This window comes from Clostridium sardiniense (genome assembly GCF_016907995.1).
GTDB lineage: Bacteria > Bacillota > Clostridia > Clostridiales > Clostridiaceae > Clostridium > Clostridium sardiniense.
In genome coordinates this window covers 25,816-49,026 of record NZ_JAFBDA010000024.1, presented here as the reverse complement: position 1 = coordinate 49,026, position 23,211 = coordinate 25,816, and the positions used below count along the sequence as shown (strand labels likewise).

6 protein-coding genes are annotated in these 23,211 nt (G+C 31.1%); all 6 read right to left on the bottom strand.

From position 1 onward, the window contains the following. Window positions 1-584: 584 nt before the first annotated feature. The 6 genes from JOC62_RS15625 to JOC62_RS15600 all read right to left on the bottom strand — a co-directional run bounded on the left by JOC62_RS15625 (window position 585) and on the right by JOC62_RS15600 (window position 23,180). Window positions 585-1,868: a PTS sugar transporter subunit IIC gene (locus JOC62_RS15625; RefSeq protein WP_204596224.1), complete on the bottom strand. Its 1,284-nt coding sequence runs from the start codon at window positions 1,866-1,868 to the stop codon at window positions 585-587. Between the two features lie 391 nt (window positions 1,869-2,259). Beyond that, a complete protein-coding gene (locus JOC62_RS15620) occupies window positions 2,260-8,508 on the bottom strand; it encodes an Ig-like domain-containing protein (protein WP_204596223.1) in 6,249 nt (2,082 codons plus the stop codon). Between the two features lie 21 nt (window positions 8,509-8,529). Beyond that, window positions 8,530-11,334 (bottom strand): alpha-L-fucosidase, encoded by a 2,805-nt coding sequence (locus JOC62_RS15615; protein WP_204596222.1) that lies wholly within the window; start codon window positions 11,332-11,334, stop codon window positions 8,530-8,532. A 156-nt stretch (window positions 11,335-11,490) separates the two neighbouring features. Next, on the bottom strand, window positions 11,491-16,557 hold the full coding sequence (locus JOC62_RS15610) for a discoidin domain-containing protein (RefSeq protein ID WP_204596221.1): 5,067 nt from the start codon (window positions 16,555-16,557) through the stop codon (window positions 11,491-11,493). 212 nt (window positions 16,558-16,769) lie between these two features. Beyond that, window positions 16,770-21,935: a beta-N-acetylglucosaminidase domain-containing protein gene (locus tag JOC62_RS15605; RefSeq protein WP_204596220.1), complete on the bottom strand. Its 5,166-nt coding sequence runs from the start codon at window positions 21,933-21,935 to the stop codon at window positions 16,770-16,772. Window positions 21,936-22,346: 411 nt separating this feature from the next. Beyond that, window positions 22,347-23,180, bottom strand: coding sequence for a prephenate dehydrogenase (locus tag JOC62_RS15600; protein WP_204596219.1), 834 nt, complete (start codon window positions 23,178-23,180; stop codon window positions 22,347-22,349). Window positions 23,181-23,211: the final 31 nt, after the last annotated feature.

Genomic DNA, 23,211 nt, shown 5'->3' with positions numbered 1-23,211 from the left:
AAAACAACCAGCACAACGCAAACCCCAACTCCCCAACTCACTGGACTTCAGACCAGTGAACTTCCCAACCAAAAATAAAAATAAACAATAATAATTATTAGTTAATAATTATTAACATTAAATTTTATTATTGATTATTTTTGAACAAATTAACATTTCATAAAACATAACTAAATAAAGTTATGTTCTTTAGCTTGATTTACTATTATCTGCTTTAGAAAATTTAATTTAATAAAAATATTATTATGCTTAAGTTAAATTTTAAGACTATATTTATCTAATAAGCTCCCAATCAGTCTCTTCTCTTGGTTCTTTTTTCTTATCTTTATCACCTTTAAAGATATCACTATACTTAACTACTTCTCTCTTTTTTTCTTCTTTATCTTGTTCCATAAAAGCTTCACTCTCCCTAAAATATTATTCTCTTTTAGTATTTCAATAAATTAATAATATATTTATTATCACATATTATTTAGAAGCTAATTTTTTATATTCTCTATTTTTTAAATTTTTATAAAAATAAAGAACTCCTTAAGTAGGGTTAAATACCTTAAGGAGTTCTCATTTATATAAAGTTTAAAATCTTATAGGCCTTCTACTTCTAATGCTTTTCTGCTTGATATCACTACGAATGGAATGTAGATTAATACTGATACAGCTAAACATATAAGTGCTACTAATCCACCAGTTAATGACCCTGTTGAAATAACAGCTCCAAGTATTGGTGGAGTTACCCAGTTTGCAACTATACTTACAGCAGGAACAAATCCTATTAAAGTTAATCCATAAGCTATACTTGCTGAAGCAAGTGGTGCTAATATAAATGGTATAAAGTATACTGGGTTAAGTACTAATGGCATACCAAATATTACTGGCTCGTTTATATTAAAGCAAGCAGGTGCAATACCTAATTTTGCAATCATCATTTCTTGTTTGCTTCTTCTACCTACTATAAATATAGCGATTAGAAGTGCTATTGTTGTACCTGATCCCCCCATATTTACATATGAATCTAAGAATTGGCTATTAACAATATTTTGTGGTATTTGTCCATTTTGTAATGCAGTTGTATTAGCTAATGTAAGTGGTAATAATACAGCATTTACAATTGGTGCTATTATATTGGAACCATGTATTCCGAAGAACCATAATAATTGTTGGAATAATATTAATATAAGCATTCCACCAAAGCTTCCAACTAAGCCTTCTAAAGGTTTTTGGATTGTTAAGAATAATGATTCAAATACATTGTCAATTCCAATTGCAACGAACATCATTCTTAGAGCTCCAGCTATTACTAAAACTATTATTGATGGTAATAATCCAGCAAATGATCTTGATACTGCAGGTGGTACTCCATCTGGCATCTTAATAACTAATTTAGGATTTCCAACAAGTCTTACATATATTTCAGTGGCAACAAGTGCTACTATAATTGCAATAAATAATCCAGTTGAACCTAAGTAATTGCTATTGAATCCTAAATTATCAGCAAGTTGCATAGGCGTTTTTGGATATAGTATAAAGAATGAACCTATTGATATAACTGCTGCTCCAACACCATCTTTATCATATCCTTTAGCTAAGTGATATGCTATTGTAGCAACTATCAATATTGACATGATTGTGAAAGAACCATCGTAGATAACTCCTCCGAAATCCTTCCAGTTAGCTGGTAATACTGAACTCATGAAGTTTTGATAAGCTTCCCATGGTAAGTTATTAATTAATACTGCAAATGAACCAGCTATAATTAATGGCATTATTGTAACAAATCCATCACGGATAGCAACTAAGTGTCTTTGTGAACCTATCTTTGCCGCTATAGGTACAAAATATTTTTCCATCCACTCAAAAAACTTTTTCATATGTAATTCCTCCTATCGTTTCGAATTACTATCTTATTTCTAATTTTTATTTTACAGTCTAAGTATTAGATTATGATAACTTTATTTTGAAATAAATTAGTAATCCCTTTGTATCTTATATTTTGTAATTTATTTACGTTTACACTATTTATATATAGCAATTTGCATGCCAAAACTTTTATTCAATTACATTTTCACAAAATGGCTACTTTTCGTGAATCTAATCACACTTTTTCGACATTATCTTACACACTTTTCAAATATCACTGTGTAAAATTATTACACAGTATTACACTGATACGCTTTTCTGTGTAATATATTATAAAACGTTTACTAATAAAATAAAAAGATGTTAGAAATATTTATATTTCTAACATCTTTTTTTAATTAACTATTTTCTCTTTCTTCTTATTATTACTGCACCTCCTACTAATGATAATACGCCTGCTAATAATATACCACTAGATACCATACCACCTGTTGCTGGTACTTTTCCTGGGTTATTGCTATTTCCTGTTCCCTGGTTACCACTTCCACCATTATTGTTTCCGCTAGCATTTCCATTATTAGAATTATTATCTCCTGGCTTATCTATATTTGTATTATCATCTTTGTCCTCATCTTTATTATCATCATCTACGTTGTCATCTGAATTTTCTTTTAATTCATTTCTAGCTTTAGTAAGAGATTTTATTGCATTATCAATATCTTCTGATGTTGCAGCATCATTTTTTAATACCTTTTCTGCATTATCTAATGATTTGTTTAAGTTATCTACACTTTCCTTAGTATATTTTGATAAATCCATAGCCTTAATTTCCTTTATTAATTCTTCAAGCTTAGATTTATCTGGTTTGAATCTTAAATCAAGGTAAGCTTTCATTAAGTTATCAAAAGCACTATCAACTTCTGCTTGCATAGCATTTTCATCAGCTAATACATTTTTAGCTGCTTTTAAATATTTTTCTAATTTAGTCCATGTTGATTCTATATACTTATCTTTTTCTAAAGCGTCTATTATATCAACTATTCCATGAAGTGCTTCCTTGTCCCCTTGCTTAAATTCTAACATATGAATTGCATTCATTAATCTCTTGAATACACTATCTACATCTTCTGCTGTAGCATCTTCATTTCCATAAACAGCTTTAGCTTCCTTTAATGCTTCTTTAAATTCTTTAACTACTGCTGGAACTACATCATTAAGTGCTCCATCAGCTTCTGCTTTTTCGGCATAATTAATTGCCATTCTTAGTGCAGTTTTATTAACTTCTGTAGCATCTTCTCTTTCTATAGTTAGTGAATATGTCTTATTTTTAAGACCATCTTCTGATTTAATAAGAACATCTATCTTTTCATCTTGTCCTGCTGTATAGATAACTGAAACCGATGCATTATTTGTAACATCTGCTGTTATCTCTGGTAATTTTTCATTATTTTTAAGTTTTAAAGTATAATCTACTCTATCTTCTCTAAAATCTTTTAAGTCTTCTCCATTAACCTTAATCATATTTGTACTAAAGTCTTGATTTATAACTGCTTTCTTTTCAAATGCTTTTATTTCAGTTATACCAAGTCCCATATTTTCTTTTGCATTCATCTTTATTCTTAATGCAAAAGTTTTAACCATATCAAAATTTAGATAATTAGTATCTGTTCCTGATGTTACCTCTGGAGTAGAAGTCATATTAGCAACTGATTTCCAATTGTTATCATCATTTAATGGTGAATTTTCTTCATCTAAAATATGTGCTGGATCACTTGGTAATGATATCGTGTCTCCAGTATAATACTCAACTACAAAATCTTTTGGAATCTTTGTTCCATTATCTTCAAAGAAATCAACTTCTAAGTTATTTATATATTTCATTTCAGGTACACCTGATCCAAATATAACGCCAACCCAATCTGTTGCATTTTTATTTGACCTTTTCCAATTTGACCATCTATTATTTGCAGCACTTGGATTATGCTCTATTACACCATCATTTACTTTTTCAATACTATCTTGTGATGCTTGATCTATCTTAGTATCATTTGTATATGATGCAAATGCCATTGGAAGATCATAACCATTTCTTCCTAGAGCTATATTATCTCCATTTACAGACTCATTACTTACTCTTATAGATATACTTGCCTTAATATCTGTTCCATTTACTGTTCCTTCTACTTTAAATGTTCCTTCTTTATTTAATAACTCTTTATCATACTCTGCCCAAGTTACATCAACATCAACACTTGTACTATCAGTATAGTATGCTTTAACTGTTCCTGGAAGCTTTGGTGCTACTCCTTTATTTGTAACAATCGATAAGTTTCCTAGTGCTGAAATACCTTTAACTGTAACTTTCGCTACTGGCTTTAACTCTTGTCCTTCAACTGTTCCCTCTACTGTAAATACTCCATATTTATTGTAGTCTTCTTCCTTTATATCATTCCATTTAACTTCTACATCTCTTGAAAGTCCTACATCATAGTTTGCTTTTATCTTACTTGGAAGAACTGGCTTAACCCCTTTATTAGTATCTACATTAACCTTCTCATAAGAAACAACTGTTTTATCGGCAGTATTCTTTCCTATATTAACATTTATTGTATTAGTAGTTTTCTTTACACCTTTATAAGTTACTTCTGCTGAAAGACTTATATCTCCTTCAGTAAATGCATATAACTTATTATCTTTTATTTGAACTTCTGCACCACTTTCTGCGCTTACATTATATTTAATGTCTAACTCATTTTTATTTATATTGTTTCCATCTTGTAATTTAGCTTCTATTATGATGTCAACTATATCGTCTTCTATTATATTTTCTTTTCCAAGTGATATACTTGCACTGTCAATTGTTGGATCACTTTCTTTGAACTTAATTGAATAAGTGCTTCTCTTTGTACCATCTTCTCCAATTACTATTATTCTAGTTGTTCCATTAACATCTAATGCTGGAACTACAAATACACTTCCATTATCTTTAGCCATCGCTGTAACCTCTGGAACTTTTGATCCATATGGAAGATTAACAATGTAATTCATAGTACCTTCTTTAAAGTTTTCTATAGCTACACCATTAACTTTAATTTCTTTTAAAAGTGATGTTCCTTCACTTACTAATACATTTGAATAAACTTCAAATTCAGTAAGTCCTACAGCTTTATTTGCATCTGTGTCTTCTTTTAATAATGCTCTTATTTTATTTGTTTTTACTGTGTCAAAAGTTATCTCTTCAGTTCCCTCAGCTGAGAAACCTGTCTTCTTACTTTGATTTGCAACTTCCTTCCACTCTTCTCCATCTAAATATTCAATTGTTATCTCGCTTGGAATCTCTACCCCGTGATCTTTGTACAAGGAAATTCCAACCTTATTAATTGAATAAGCTTTATTAAATTCAATTCCTACATAGTCATCATAGTTTTCTCCTGGTTTTCCCCAGTTAGTCCACCTATTTTGTGGAGAATTATTTTTTGATATTACTCCATCATTTATATTGTTTATATTGTCTGCTCCTAAATAAGTAGTAAAGGCTTTAGGGAATTCTTTACCTTCATTTACTGCAATGTTTTTCATTTCAAAGTTATCAGTAACAGTAACTATTACTTTCCCCTTAATACCTGAAACTTCTTCTACAGTTCCTTCTACCTCTACTGTTTTAGCACTATTAACATCCTCATCAGTTAATTCTCTATCCCAAGTTACTGGATAATTTTCTATACTACCGTCATTAAATATTGCTGAAACTTCTTTTGGTAGTTCTGGTTTATCTCCAACAGCCGTTAAAATTCTACTATCTAGTATGCCTATTATATCTTTTACAATAACAGTTACTTCAACAGGAATATTACTATATTCAGTAGTACCACTAACTTTAAAAGTACCTGCTTTGCTTAATTTATCACTAGGAACATCCTCCCAAGTAACTGGCACTTCACCTTTGCTTCCATTACTATATAATGCAGTAACTTTATCTTGAAGATTTAGCTCCCCATTAACTGGTACTGTTATATCACTAACGTCATACCCTACTATCTCCATCTTATCCATATCTTCTTCATCAACTGAATAAACTTTTATATTATCTGTACCTAAACCTTCACTTGTTGCAGTTAATGTAAATGATCCTGCATTAGCATCTGATTGAACAATAACAAGCGCCTTACCATGGTCTGCTTTTCTCTTATTATCTTTATATCTTTCAACACTCGCAGCATTACCATTATCAACCCCAACTATCTTTCCGTTACCTGATATTTCAAAGTTAATTAAATTATCAGCATTTGGCACTATTGTTCCATTTTCATCAACAACATCTACTGTTATATAAGAAAGATCAGAGCCATTTGATTTAACGACCTGTCTATCAGCAGTTAAATTAAGCTTCTTTGCTTCTTTTGCTGTTTTAACTTCATCTCTTGAAATTTCTTTTCCACTCGCATCTTTTGCAACAGCAGTTAATTTTCCTGGCTTATATGGAACTCTAAATTCTAAATGAAGTTTTCCTTCATTAGTTTCTTTATATTCTCCATTATATCCAGCATTTGTTACTTCGTAAGTATCTGTTCCAACTAACTCTCCAAGTTCCTTAGAGTTAACATCTTCGTTATAATATAAATCAACACTATTTGCATTAGTGTATGCATATACTAAAATCTTATCTCCATCAACCTTTATGCTATCATCATTTTCAAAGTTCCAGTGTGGTAGTAAATGAACCATTGGCTCATCTGACCATTGACTTTGGTAGAAATAAAAAACATCTTTTGGGAATCCAGCTGTATCTATTGCTCCAAAATATGAACTCTTTGCTGGATATGATCCATAATAAGGAGTTGGCTCTCCAATATAGTCAAAACCTGTCCAAATATATTCTCCTGCTATATATCCTCTATCTCTATCTCTCTTCCAAGCTTCTTCAGCTGTCTTTCCCCAACCAACATAATCATTATCATATGATGACTGTTGTTTATCTTGATGTGTATGCATTTGAAGTTTTTGCTCTGGATGTGAATAAACTCCACGACTTCTTGTTGCAGATGAATTTTCTGATCCATATATCTTCCAATCTGGATGTTTTTCTCTAAGACTATCGTAATTATCTTCAGCATAGTTAAATCCAACTACGTCTATAATATTTGCTACAGCCTCATGAGTACCTTGTCCATTACCCATTCTAAATTTATCTTCACCCATTGTTGTTGGTCTTGTAGGGTCCACTTCCTTAACCCAATCGTTTAAATTTTGAGCTGTTTGTACCGCTTTATCTTGGTTAGTTTCCCATATTTCATTTCCTAAAGACCACATTATTATACTTGGTGCATTCTTTCCACGCTCAACCATTTGCTTTATATCAAATTCTGCCCAAGTCATATCTCCATGTATTGATTTCTTTTCAAAAAATCTTCCATAATCATATGATTTCTTTCCATCATACCAAGTGTCAAAAGCTTCTTCTATAAGAAGTATTCCTTCTCTATTACATATATCTATTAATTGCTGTGAAGCTGGATTATGAGTAACCCTTATAGAATTTACTCCCATATCCTTTAATAGCTTAACTTGTCTTTCTATTGCAGCCTCATTTGATACAGCTCCAAGTGCTCCCTGGTCATGATGCATACAAACGCCTTTTAGTTTCATTTGCTCTCCATTTAGGAAGAAACCTTCATCATCTGAAAAATCAAACCATCTCATACCAAAGTCAGTTTCATACTCATCAACTACATTTTCATCAATAGAAACAGTAGTTACAACTTTATATATATAACCACTCTCAGTGCTCCAAAGTTTTGGATTCTTAACTGCTACTTCTTGGCTAAATTTCTTTTCACTCTTTTTAGTTACTACTTCTGTACTACTAACTTCTCCAACATTTTTGCCCTCTGCATCATATATAGTTGAAGTTACTTTTACATCCTTATCCTCATTCTCTTCATTTATAATATCAGTCTTTATATCAACTAAAGCTCTACCTTTTTTGTATTCTTCTTCAAGGTTTGGAGTTGTAACAAATGTTCCGTATTTATCTACGCTAACTTTTTCTGTAACAGTTAAGTGTACATCTCTATAAATACCACTTCCTGAGTACCATCTACTGCTAGGTTGCTTATTATTAACTTTAACTGCGATAACGTTTTCAGTAACTCCATCATAAACTAGGTTATCTGTTATATCAAAAGAAAATGGAGTATATCCATAAGGATGATTCCCAACTTGCGTTCCATTTACATAGACATAACTGTCCATATATGCACCATCAAAATCTATTGATATCTTTTTACCTTCCATTTCTTTAGGAAGTACAAAACTCTTTCTATACCAACCTATTCCCCCATCTAAATAACCACCTTCATGAGTAGATGGTGAATTTTTATTGAAGTCTAATTCTATACTCCAATCATGAGGAAGGCTTAATTGTCTCCATGAATCATCATTAAAATCCTTATCCTTTGCTTCTGGGACATCCCCTAAATTAAATGTCCATCCATCATTAAATAATATTGATCTTTGTTTCTCTTCTGTTAGTACTTTACTCACCGGATTTTTCCCACCTTCCTTTATAGTATCTGCTAAGGCTGTTACCCCTGAGGATGTTACTATTATTGATAATGAAAGTAGGGCTCCTAATATCTTCTTACATTTCATTTTTTTCTCCCCTTATACCCTTTATTTTATGTTATCCATAATGTAATTTATCTCGTATTCATCAACTATATTATCCTTATTGATATCATACTCGCTTTTATTTTTTCCATAATATTTAGATGCTATAGATAAATCTCCTAAGTCAATTTTCTTATTTTTATTGAAATCTCCTAATAGGATTTCTTCTCCACTGCCTCCATTATCTTTAGTGTTTATAAAAGCATGATTAATTTGAGAATCAACTCTTCCTCCATGTGGATTACTTCCTACAGATAAGAAAGTTAATGTATGCTCTCCATATGCTAAATCTTTACTATCGAATATTACTTCATTCTCTAGTCTATTTTCTGAATATGGATCAATTTCTAAAAATTCTCCATCATCAATCTTAATCTTATATAATCCATGATTTGGGTCCTTAGCTCCAATTAATACAATTCTTGATCCTTCAAACTTAATGCTATAAGTTTTATTTTCTCCTCTTGCCCAGGCTCCATTTGATTCTTGATTCCACCCCTCTCCAAAGGTAAACTTATTCATTCCATTTCCAGTATCAGTTGTATTAATCTTTAAATAAGTATTGTCATCATCTTCTATAGTCACCTCTAAATTATCATTAAATCCTATTATTCCCCCTATAGGATTGCTTAAGGTCACAAAGAAGTTCTCATCCTCTTCGACTTCATCATCATCTATTATTGTTATTCTATCTATTACCTTTTCTGTTTCATTTTCATCAAAGGATAAAGTTCCAGACCATACATGTAGATCCTTTAAATTTTCTGCACTTCCTAACACTGTATCATAGTTTACTTCAATTCTTCCTCTGCTTCCCCCTTTTCTAATAACCTTAAATTCTGGATTTTTAGTGCTCTCTGAAACTCTTGTTGAAGTTTTTTCAAATTCTACTAATCCCATACCATTATTATCAAGTATAAAAGCGCCATCAAGATGACCTGAAATTCCAGTAGATCTTTCATTTTTTCTTCCAGATACCCTTATAGTTGCAGTATGCTCTCCATATTCTAAGGTTTCACTTTCATATACTATTTGTTTTGTTTTTCTGCTTTCTGCATATAAATCTATATCTTTAAATTCTCCTCCATCAATGGAAATTTCCATTATTCCATGACTAGGATCTTTAGCAGCTGATAAATAAAATAGACTTCCTTTAAATTTTATATCCACAGTTGATCCAGCTTTATTGGACCAATGTGCATCTCCACCTCTATCATTGTCTCCATGAATATCCTCATAGTTCCAATTAGCTCCAAAGTTAAATTGATTTACCTCAGTTCCTTTATTTGAATCATTTAGAAACTTTAGTCCATCAGGAATATCCTTTGGTAATTCTATATTTTTAGGTGCCTTATATACATTAATTTCATTAATTAAAGGAGTTGCTAATGAATCCTTTATATTAATTCTTATCTTCTTGGCAGTTGTTGGTGGAACTCTTACATATCTTTTATATCCAATAGTTTTTCCTGAATATATTTCACTCCACTCTTCTCCATCTCTAGATGCTTCAACTGAAAATTCCTTTACTCTCTGTCCTAAAGTTATATACTCTTGAAGACTTACTACATCAAATGTTGTATTCTCATTAAACTCAATCTCTATAGTTCCAGTTTTAGCTGAATTATTTGGAGCCCAATAAGTATCAAAGTCATTGTCATTAAGCTTATCTTTGCTGTAAGTATTATTTATTTCACTGTCAACTGACAATGTACTGTTATCAGTTAAATCTTCATCTAATAATCCCTTTACTGCATCTCCAAATTCTTTTATTCTATTAACATCATTTTCATGTAATATTCCCTCCTTATTAGGTGGGACATTTAATAATAAAACAGAATTTCTGCCAACTGACTTAGTATATATATCCATCAATTTTTCCAATGATTTAACTGCATTGTCTTGAGATTTATGATAGAACCAGCCTGGTCTTATAGATACATCTGACTCACCTACAACCCAGTCTGGACCATTTTCTTCTCCAGTATTTAAATAGCTAGGTACTTCTCTCTCACTCATCTTAGCTAAATCAATTGTTGACCAGCATGGCTCTCCTGCATATCCATTTTCATTTCCTATCCATCTTATATCTGGTCCTTTTGGACTAAATATTGTACAGTCTGGCTGAAGTTCTTTTATTAACTTAAACCATTCATCAAATTTATACTCCTGTGTAACATTAGAGCCCTTAGCACCATCCATCCAAACCTCTGAAACTTCTCCGTAATTAGTTAAAAGCTCAGTAAGTTGTTCCATATAAACTTCATTGTAATCTCTTCCATTTCCCTCACCATAATCTGGAGAGTTTTGATCCCATGGAGATAAGTAAACACCAAACTTTAATCCATATTTTTTGCAGGCATCAGCTACTTCTTTAACAACATCACCCTTTCCATCCTTCCATGGACTTTTTTCTACACCATGATCTGTTGTCTTACTTGGCCAAAGGGCAAATCCATCGTGATGCTTTGCTGTAAATATAACTTTCTTAAAACCCCCATCTTTTAATGTTTTAACCCACTGATCCGCATCTATCTTTGTAGGATTAAACCTTGCCGGGTCTTCATTTCCATTTCCCCATTCAACATCATAGAAAGTGTTTATTCCAAAATGTATAAAGGCTGTTAGTTCATCTTTTTGATAATCTACTTGTTGAGTAGTTGGAGTAGCACCATAAGCTTCTGTAACAGATTTTAATGAATCTTTTGATGATGTAGCATTTGCTTGTATTAAGTTACTTGCTGTACCTAATAAAAATGTAGTAAACAATCCATAGGCTATAATCTTCTTAATTCTACTTTTATTCATAAATAAACTCCCTATATAAATATTCTTACTTAGATTTAATTACTTCTATAAGATACTCTTCTAAAGTTTAGTTCTGTTTTATATTATAGTTTTAGAAATTATTCTATTATTGAAAGGATGCCTTTAAGGCTATCCTTCCAATAAATTTAGATTAGTTTACTTTCTTTTTCTTCTTAGTATTACTACTCCACCTGCTGCTGACATTATTCCTGCAAATAATAATCCTGTCTGTACCATTCCTCCAGTTGCTGGAACATTTCCTGAACCGTCTCCACCATTTGGCTTATTATTATTATTATTATTATTATTATTATTATTATTATTATTTCCTGAACTACTATTATTTCCTCCATTTGTTCCGTTGTTATTTTCTCCTGGTTTATTTCCACTTCCATTATTATTTCCTGGCTCTTCATTATCACTATTATCTCCAGGCTTCTCTGTTTTTTCCTCTAAGCCAGCCTTTGCTTTTTTAAGAAGTTTTATAGCATTATTAATATCTTGCTTTGTAGCATCTTCATTATTAAGAACCTCTTCACCTTTACCTACAGCCTCATTAAGATTTTTTACACTTTCTTCTGTGTATTTAGATAAATCCATGCCTTTAATTTCATTTATTAGCTCTTCTAATTTTGATTTATCTGGTTTTAATCTTAAATCAAGATAAGCTTTCATTAAGCTATCAAATGCTTTATCTACTTCTGGTTGCATAGCATTCTCATCAGCTAATACATCCTTTGCCTCTTTAAGTGCTTCTTCTAACGGAGCCCATGTTGTTTCAATATAATCACTCTTTTTTAAAGTTTCTATTATATCAACAATTCCTTTAAGGAGTTCCTTATCACCTTGTTTAAACTCTAGCATATGAATTACATTCATTAACTTTTTAAGTGCATCATTAATTTCTACCTTAGTTGCATCTTCTTTATTGTAGACTTCCTTAGCTAAATCTAATGACTTATTAAACTCAATGATTACAGCTGGAATTACGCCATTAAGTGCACCGTTTGCCTTTGCATCTTCTGCATAATCTATAGCCATTTTTAATGCTTTTTTATCAACTGGTTTAACTACTTCATTTTTAATATTAGTAATTGCAGAACCACCATTAATAGAATGTTCTTTTCCTTCTCCATCTGCAATTTTTACATTTACTGCATTAAACTGAACATCATTTCCTTCAGCTTTTGCTTTGAATGATAGTTTTGCAATATCCTTATCACTTTCTATTGGAGTTCCCTTTGTTGCAACAATTACTTTTATTTTATTTTCTACTTCCTTACTACTAACAATATACTTTTCACTATCCATTGAAGTTGCTTCAACAAATTCAGCTTTTTCATTGTCAAACTCAACATCAAATTCCATTGCAAAGATATTATCACTATTTAATTTACCTGTTCCAAATTTAACATCAAAGTTATTTCCAACTAGAACTTCTTCTGGTGCTGTAACATTTAAATTTCCTTCTAAGCTAGCATCTTTAGCTCTATAAACATTTAATTCTGCTGCTGAAGCAAATCCTCCAACCCCCTCTTTTGCAATAAGTCTAACATGAGTTGCCTCAGCTGAATCGTTTAATTTCATAGTTTTAAGCTTATTGTTATTTTCAAATGAACCTTCTGAAACTTTAACAAAGTCCTTACCATTAGTACTTACTTGCACTTCATATTTTGTAATGTTACCATTTTGTCCACTTTGTCTTGGAAGATATGTCAATCTATCAATATTATACTTTCCGCCTAAATCTAAAGTTATATATTGTGGAAGTGGTTTTACATTATTATAATTAGTATGCCACATAGTATCTTCATTTCCATCAATCGCAAAACTTGCTAACCCTTCACTTCCTACATTAGGATGTTCACTTGAAGCTGTAGCATGCATTTGCTCTTGTGGTATCATTAATGGATCTGATATAGCAGCTTTATTGTTAACTAAAAGATTATCAAATTCTCCCTTGAAAGCTTTACTGCTACTTCCTATATTCTCTAATGGGAATACAAATGTTCCAAAGTTATTTGTTTCACTTGATTTACTTATCTCATCAACATACTCGCCATTTACATAAAGCTCTGTCTTATTTAACTTTCCAACTATAGTTATATCTACCCATTCTCCCTTTGGAAGCTCATAATTAAATGAATAGTCATAGCTCTCTCTTGAGAAACCAACCTTTCCCGTCTTCTTTTGAACAGCCTTAAATTGACCTTTTGAAGATTCAAATAGAACCTGTTCTTCATTACTGCTATCATTATCTCTGTTTACACTAAATGAAATTGAATAATTCGGTCCTATATTATTAATTGGAGTTTTTAGAATACTTTCTCCTCCATTTAATTTTAATGATCCATTATTAATTTCTGCATTTTTAATTTCAACAGAGTTATATCCATTTTCTGATTTATCATCTGCAATATTATTTTCTGCATTTTCAAAATCATAATTTATAACTTTTTCTGTCTTTGACTCTACTTTAAATGTTGGATTTGTATTTGGTGCTGTTCCAACCTTTTTTGAAACTTCCTTAAACTCATTATAAGTTTTATCTTCAGCTTCTCCCCACATCTTCTCTGATAATGCTTGTATAGCTGGGTAAACTCTATCAAAAATATCATACTCAACTATTCCATTTGATTTTCTATCTATCATGTCATTCCAAAGAGTAAACATTCCTCCAAGCATTTGAGGTGAACCTTCTGGTAATACAACTCCATTACCAAACTTATTAGCTTCCCAATTATTGTAAAGCCATTCAGTATCTAAATAATTTCTATAATAGTTAGCTCCTGGAACTATATAAACCCAGGCATCATCTGTATTTATTAAATCAAACCCTTGATTATACATATCTTTTGGATTTGCCCATCCACAGTTCCAAATATTCATTTGAACACCTTCTGATGTTACAGGAGTACTTCCTTTTTTATTTGTTAAACTTCCCCAAAGTCTTGGTACAGCTTTCTTTTCATCTCTCATAAATTTAAGCATCTTATCTGTATATGCTCTATATTCCTCAGCTTTTCCATAGAATTCATCTGTCCCTATATGAACTGTAGAATTTCTAAACACAGGATTTTCTCCATCCATAAATTCGTTATATATGCTTTTTATATAATTAACAACATTTTCATTATTTACATCTAACATTGCAGCATTTTCACCATGACCATTTCCATATGCATATTCTGGATGTACTTTTGTAAATGCTAATGCATGTCCAGGTGTATCAAATTCAGGTACTATATTAACTCCGTAAAGTGATGAGTCATCAATAAACTTACCAAACTGTTCTTTAGTATAATGTCCATCTTTTGATGTTAAGGCTACTCCATTTGAACCAACATCATTTGATTCAAGTCTAAATCCTGCATAAGCTTTCTCTAAAGCTTCACTACCATACTCATCAAGCCATATATAGTTGTCATTTAAATGAATTTGGAAGTCATTCATTTTATACCATGACATTGTCTTCATTATTTCATATAAATAATCTAACGAAGTGAACTTTCTTCCTACATCAAGCATAAATCCTCTTACATCATATTGTGGATAATCTCTAACTAAACCTTTTGGTATATAATTTTTATTTTGTTTAAGGATTTGAAGTATTGTTCTAGTTGATAAAAAGATACCTTGTGCTTCGTTTGCTTGAACCTTTACAGCATCATCTATCTCCATATAGTATCCTTCTTTTCTAAGCTCTTTATAGTTTGATGTTAATGAAAGATAGAAATCTCCTTCCTTTGGAGAATTAGATACTACAACTTCTATATCACGTCCTAATATATCTTTGTAATCCTTAGCGAAAGTTTCAGCTACACTTCTTAATTTACTTTCTGAATCTTTACTTATAACTATTCTTGAATTATCTTTTATTTCAAAGTTTCCACTCATACCAGCCCATTCTCTAAGTTCTGGAATAACTGTTGGCTTATCATTTATACTTACCATATTTGAACCTGGTACAGTTAATTCAATAGCCTTAGATGTTGCCTTTTCATTTCCTTTTTTGACTTCAAAATTCATTGAAACCTTAGTATTTACAAGAGGTTTATGGATATTCATTTCATAATCTATAACCTCTTCATAATCTGCACCAATAAAGGATATTTCAAATCCTTCTGGAACTTCTGGCATCTTAAGTTTTGTATCCTCTGCACTTAGTTCTTCTACTTTTATGCTATTTGCAACTTCCTGTACGGTTTTTGGCGCTTCTGGAATTTTCCCATTATATATTTCAATTTCGTATACTGAAACAGTATTCCAATTAACACCTTCTGAATTTGCAATATGCTCATCTATATATAATCTTACATATCTTCCACTTACTTTTTCATTTAACTTTATTTCATCTCTATGATTATCTGGCGCTTTAGTTGCAGTATAAACATCAACCCAATTTTCATTATCTACTGAAGTTTGAATTCTATATTTAGGTGAATTTTTTCTCTCCCACTCTATAACTACATTATTAAACTGAGTGTTTGCTCCAAGGTCTACTTTAAGCCATTGGTCTTCTGATGAAACAGCACTTGCCCATCTTGAAGATTTATCTCCCCCTCTATCAATAATTCCATCAGTAGCTTTACTTGCCGTAAAAGTGTTTGTTTCTACAGATGATGCAGTAGCTTCCTTATTTAAAGCTACATTAACTCCTTCTGTTGGTTCCTCAGCATCACCATAGACTTCTACTTCATATAGTGAAACAGTCTCCCATGATATATCCGAATCCTCCTCTTTTGGGGTATAGCTTTCAACTAACACTCTTAAATATCTAGCTTCCTGCTCTCCAACCTCTATAGTCTCCCTATAATTTTCAACTTTTCCTCCCCCATAGATACTTGTCCATGAAGTTTTATCATCTGAAATTTCTATTCTATAAGATTCAATATTTTTTCTTTCCCATTCAATTGCTACTTGATTAAACTTTGTCTTTTTGCCAAAATCAATTGCAACCCATGGATTCTCTTCATATCTTTCACATGCCCATCTAGATTGCTTTTCACCAGTTCTGTCAATGATTCCATCATTTATTTTACTTGCACTAAAATCTGATGTTTCTTCACTTGATGCAAATGTAGCTTTTCCTAAAGCTAGATTTAATTTTCCTTTATTTTTTAATGCAGTAGCATATGCAGAAATATTTCCACACATCATTGTAAAGATAAGAAATAAAGGTAGCATTAATTTAAATCTTCTATTTCTTTTAAGATATTGCATTAGATTACCCTCCAATAAATAAATTTTATAAAGATATTTGAAAGTTTTGATACTTAAATATAATTAAAATTTATGTCTATTAATATTAGATTTTTTGAAAAGCTAAAGAAGCATATATGTCTCCTTTAGCCCTTCATGAGGTCTAATTCCATGCTGAATACTATACTTAGAATATTATTATTTTATTTAAACTCTATAGTTTATTTATTAAACTACTTTTTCCTTCTTCTTATTATAGAAATTCCACCAAGTGCTGAAATCATTCCCGCAACCAGTACGCCTGTTTGCACCATTCCCCCTGTTGCTGGTATATTATTATCGGCTCCTTGATTATTTCCTGGTTTATTTCCACCATCTGGCTTATTTGGATTTGTTGGTTTATTTCCATTACCTCCATTATTATCTGAACCATCCCCTGGTTTATCTGGGTCTACTGGCTTATCTGGATCTACCGGTTTATCTGGGTCTACTGGCTTATCTGGATCTACTGGTTCGTCTGGATCTACTGGTTTATCTGGATCTACTGGTTTATCTGGATCTACTGGTTTATCTGGATCTACTGGCTTTTCAACTAAGTTGTTTTTAGCATTATTTAATCTCTTTATTGCATCTTCCACATCTTTATCTGTTGCCTCTTCATCAGCTAATACTTCCTTAGCTTTTTTTAATTCTTCTTTAAGAGCTTTTACACTCTCTTCAGTGTACTTAGATAAATCTAATTTTTCTATTTCTTTTATTAAATCTTCTAGCTTAGATTTATCTGCTTTATATCTTAAGTTTAAATACGCTTCCATTAATTCTTCTAAAGCAGTATCAACTTCTGGCTGCATAGCATCTTCATTATTTAATACTTCCTCAGCATTTTTTAAAACTGCTGCTAACACCTTCCAAGTTGATGGTGTATATTCTTTTTCTTCTAATGCTTTTACAATATTAACTGTATACTCTAACTCTTCCTTATCTCCGCTTTTAAATTCAAGCATATGGATTACAGTCATAAGTCTATCTAATGCAGTGTTTACTTGGACTTGTGTTGAATCAGCATTTTCATATACCTCTTTTGCTTCTTTAAGTCTTTCATTAAATTCCTTAACTACTGTTGGAATTACTCCATTAAGATCACCTTTTTCTATTACATTGTCCCCATACTCTATAGCCATTTGTAATGCTTGTTTATTAATTTTATCTATTGTTGTAACTGTAACTTTTACCTTATCTGAAGCTATTCCATTTGAATTTATAGCTTCTACTTCAAATAAATACTCTGTTTCATCTTTCAGATCAGTAGCCATATATTCCTTCTCAGTAACTGTATCTATTTTCTTTCCATCTCTATAAATATTGTATTCTATAATGTCTTCATCCTCATTAGAACTCCATGTAAGCTTAACACTATTAAATTTAATTTCTGAAGCCTTTAAATCAGTAACCTTGCTTGGTTTTTTTACTAATGCACTCTTTGCTTCATTTAATTCATTTAAGATATTATTTATTTCTTCTTCAGTTGCATCCTCTTTATCTAAAATATCAGTTGCTAAAGCTAACTTTTCTTCTAATACTTTAAAGCTATCTTCAGTGTAATTATCTTTATTAAATTCCCTTACTTCATTTACTAACTCTTGCAGCTTACTTTTATCTACTTCTGGTTTCTCTGGCTTTAATACTAAGCCTTCCTTTGCTGTTCTTAATTCATTAACTGCTTTTTCTACATCTTCTGTAGTTGCACTTTCATTAGCTAATACATCTTCTGCTTTCTTTAATCTTTCTTCTAAGACAGCTACAGACTCCTCTGTATACTTATCTTTATCTATGCCCTGTACTTCAGTTATCAATTCTTGTAATTCATCTTTATCTACTGTAACCTTTGCAGGTTCTTTAACAGCTATAAGCTCATGTATTACAGGCTTTACATTACTTATCCAGTCAAACTTCACTTCAAAGATATCTTTAAAACCTTTTACATCTATTACGTTGTAACTCTTTGATAGCTTAGATACTTTTTTCCATCCATCAGAAGTTCTAATTGAAACATCAGCATTTGATATATTGTCAGCACCTTGAAGCACTACAATTTCTTTAATTTTTTCTTCTTCTGATATTTTATAAGAAAGATTTCCACCATTAAAATCATCTGATTTTGGAGTATAGAAACTTGCTATGCTTCCATCAATTACATTCTTAATTCCATTCTTTTCAGTACCTTCATGAGTACTTTCAATATTTGGATCTTTATTCTCTGGCTTAGCCTCTCCTTCATTAACCTTTATCTCGTATAATTTCAACCAGTTGCCATGATTCTTTGTGCTTCTTAGCCTAACATATCTGGCTTCCCTTCCACCAATATTATCTACTTTAAGATATCTATGTGGTACTTGATGAATTGGGAAGTTTTTAGTTATATCTCCTGGATTATTAAATTCATGAACAGTTTCAAAGTTTGTTCCATCAGCTGATATTTCAAGCACCCCTTCTTTAAAGAAGTCAGCACTTCCATCATTAACCCAAACTGATATATCATTAATATTTCTAAATCCACCTAGATCAACTGTAATTTGCTTGCCACTATCTTGATTACCATTAGTCCAAACAAATGTATCTATATCACCATCAAATACATTATCAAATTTACCCTCATATGGATTACCATAGTTTGTTGTAACTGATGGCTCTACAAATTCAGCAATTCTAACCTTAAGTTTTTCTAGATTAAATTTGACTTCATTATCAGTTTTATTTATAAGTCTTATATATCTTGCACTTCCATAACCTTTATCATCTTTACTTATTTCTCTCCACTCACTTGTATTCTCAGAAACTTGAAGTGTTAAATCCGTTGTATTTAAAACCTTTTCAATAGATGATATATTCTTTATTGAATCTAGCTTTATTCCAAGATATTGATTCTTTGATAAAGTTATTTCTTCATCACTTGATAATGTTGAACTTGAGCCCTCTACATTAACCTTAAGTGATTTTAATTCATCTCTATTAGTAAATACATTAGACTTTCCTTCACTGCCATTTATAGTGAACTCTCTTACAGCTGTCCATAAATCTGGCTTTCCTCCTGGAACTCCAGCCTTTACAGCTCTAAGTCTTATGAATCTAGCTTCTATTCCTAAATTTTTCTCACTTATTCTTACTTCATTTCTTTCATCACCTATTTGAATCCATTCTTTTCCGTCTACAGAATACTCTAAAACTGACCTATGGTATCTATCATGATCATTATCATTTCTACCTTGTACAATATCTATTTCATTTACAGGTACAACATTTCCAAGATCTAAACCATAATAATCATTATCCTTCTGTACGTTTTGAATATACATATAGGTACTTTCATCACCATCTATCATTTTTTCAAACTCATCTTTATCATCATGAGATGTAATTAAACTCTTTATAATAGCTGTCTTATCTAATTTTGCATGAATCTTAGTCTCTACCTTTGATAGCATCTCATTTATAAAAGGAATAACTCTCTTTGTTGCAGCCTCAACTGTAAGCTTACTACCATTTATAGTTTCATAAGTAAACATCTTTGAATCTTCAATATTCTTTAATGCCTTTGAGTATGATGTCCATGCATCCACTGCATTTCCTTCTTCTTCACTTATCATAGCTTGCATTATATCACTTCCTGCAAGTCCTATCTCTCTTAAGCAATTAAGCCATGGTTCCATTTCATCATATAGATTGAAATTTTTCTCCCGAACAACTTCAGAGAATACATTAACTGCATTAACTATCTTGTCAAACTCACTTTTTAAATTACTTGCATCGCTCTTTATATCTTCTTCATTATTTAATTTATTTCTTATTGCTTCAAATTCATCTTTTAAATATTCTGACTCTCCAACAGTTAATCCATGTCCACTAGGTTCTGGTGTACACATATGACTTGCAATAATATTAAACTCTTCAGCTACCTCTGGAGTAATATATTTAAATGAATCTTTCCAGCTTTCAGTTGCATTAAATTCATCTGTATTCCATGTATAATCTGCAACTGCAAATAATGAAATTTTTGATGCTTCTGCTTGTGCCATAGGGTTTGTTACTATACCTGCAAAATTATCAACTCCCGGTTCCATAATTTCTCCAGGACCAAGAAGTAACCTTGCATTTTTATAATCATTAACTGGCCAATTAAGCCACATATATGGATCTCTACCATGAGCATCCTTTGGCCATTGAAGAGCATCTTGAGTAACTCTTCCACATACACCATCACCGGTCCACATAATTTCAACATTCTCTGGAAGATCTTTCATAGTTTCTAGATATGGCTTTCCTGAATTTCCAGTCCAGCTTTTATTGTAGAAAGGTGGACAGAATATCAATGATTCTGTTCCTTGTTTTTCCTTAACCCAATTAGCTACATCAGTAACTAACTTTTTATGTTTTTCTCTATCTGTTAATGATTGTGATGTACTTATATCATCTAAGAATAATCCGAACTGCCTAACTCCTATACTGTAAAGTTGATCTAATTTATCTGTTAACCTCTTTAATTCATTTTCATAATCATTCCAATTAATCATACTAAATCCTGGGTGAATTGCCCAAACGAAGTTACACTTAGATTCCTTACCTACTTTAACAAGTTCCGCTAATTCATCTAATTTATCCTTTGGGTACAATTCTCTCCATTTGCTATTATGATATGGATCGTCCTTTGGTGCAAAAATATAAGATGTCATCTTTACTTCTCCGCCAAATTCCATAAGGCTTGCTCTATCTTCATTACTCCAAGGATGTCCATAAAAACCTTCTATAAATCCTCTATTTTCAGCATCTGCATAATCTTCTATTTGAAGAGTTTTTATAGTTTTGTTTTCTAACTGATTAAATATCATTTTAAGAGAAGCTAGTCCATAAAAAGTTGCGTCAGTATGAGCCCCAAGGATAGCTATGACACCTTTTTCTTCTAAATTTTTATCTACTTTTAAAACATATGCATCATGTTCATCGTATATCTTCTCATTATAAGAAATTTTCTTCTCATTAAAGTAATTATTAACATACCCGTCTGAGCCCCTTACCCCTAGAAGAACATTTGTCATATCGTTTACAGTTTTGTCTGAAATACTTCCTTTTATATTGTTTTCTTCTAATATTTCCATTAAGAAATTCTTTGTACTTTCATCAATATTACCTTCAACTACTATGTTTACATTATCAGTGATTACAAATTCGCCTTCTGTATATGTCTCACTTTGCGGCAATGGATAAATTTCATAATTTTCTTCTTTGGTTACTTGCTTATTTACCTGTGTAGTCTCATTCGATTGTGCTGCTAGAACTTTTAAACTTGAAATATTTGTTGTTATAATCGCTGATAATATCAACAAACTAACTTTTCTTTTCAGCATTAATTTACTCCCCCTCTGATTAAAAATTTTGATTTATTATTTATATGTCAATGCTTAATAAAGAACTTCTTAATAAAAAAAGCTAAAAAGACATACGTATATCCTTCTAGCTAAGTACCTGTTAAATAATTGGCACAACTCTAATGCAACTAAATATAAAATTCAAAGTTAGTTTGAAATATTTTTTAATATTTTTAAGTATATATTAATTTTTTATTAAATATTTCTTACAATACATATATTATTATATATGCTATATTATGTCAATGGATTATTTCTACCTAATCTCAATTTAATTAAAATAAAAAAGAAATTCTAAAAAGTTTGATCCTTTTAGAATTTCTTCTTTATAATTATTTTATATTATAAGCTATTTAAAAAGAGAAAAATAAAATTTCCACTTTAATTTTTTCATAATTGTTCTCTTCTAAAAGTAGCCTTCTTAAAAAGCTCACATAATATATTTTTATTATTTTCTTCTATAGCTTTTTTCATTTTTATAAGCTCTTCATCAAACTTTTCTATAGTTCTTAGTAAGTTCTCTCTGTTTCCTAGAAAAAGTTCGCTCCAAAGTTCTTCATTTATATTTGCTATACGTGTTAGCTCTCTATAACTATCGCCAATGAAAGAACCTGTATCTCTACCTTCCTCATCACTATTTATAAGTGATACTGCAATAACATGTGGCAACTGACTTGTAAAAGCTATCATTTCATCATGATATTTTGAACCTATCTTTTTTACACTCTTAAATCCAATATCATAAACTAAGTTTTCAACAAGCTCTATGTTCTCCTCCTTATTTCTTTCAATCGGAGTTATTATATAATTTGCCCCATTAAAAACTTTATCATCTGCATAGTCTATTCCCTTTTTCTCTCTCCCTGCCATTGGATGTCCAAAAATAAAATCTACTCCATCTGGAAGAATTTTCACTATGTCATCTATAAACATTTCTTTAATTCCAGTAGCATCTGTAATTACTGCATCTTCTTTAAAATTATCTTTATTTTCTTTTATAAAGTTTAAAATAAGCTTTGGATATATTGATATTATAATAAGGTCTGCACTTTTTAAAATTTGACTTCCATCTTCATAACCTTCCTTTATAATCCCCATATCTTTAGCTTTTTTTAGAGTATTTATATCATTATCTATTCCATAAATGTCTTTATACCCATTATTTTTTAAAGCCATCCCAAAGGAGCCTCCAATGACTCCAAGTCCAACAATTACAATTCTCATATTCTCATTCGCCCCCTATTTAAATAATGGA

Bases quoted from the DNA above. Each gene is read 5' to 3' on its own strand.
- JOC62_RS15625 (WP_204596224.1), bottom strand. From the start codon at position 1,868: ATGAAAAAGTTTTTTGAGTGGATGGAAAAATATTTTGTACCTATAGCG.
- JOC62_RS15620 (WP_204596223.1), bottom strand. From the start codon at position 8,508: ATGAAATGTAAGAAGATATTAGGAGCCCTACTTTCATTATCAATAATA.
- JOC62_RS15615 (WP_204596222.1), bottom strand. From the start codon at position 11,334: ATGAATAAAAGTAGAATTAAGAAGATTATAGCCTATGGATTGTTTACT.
- JOC62_RS15610 (WP_204596221.1), bottom strand. From the start codon at position 16,557: ATGCAATATCTTAAAAGAAATAGAAGATTTAAATTAATGCTACCTTTA.
- JOC62_RS15605 (WP_204596220.1), bottom strand. From the start codon at position 21,935: ATGCTGAAAAGAAAAGTTAGTTTGTTGATATTATCAGCGATTATAACA.
- JOC62_RS15600 (WP_204596219.1), bottom strand. From the start codon at position 23,180: ATGAGAATTGTAATTGTTGGACTTGGAGTCATTGGAGGCTCCTTTGGG.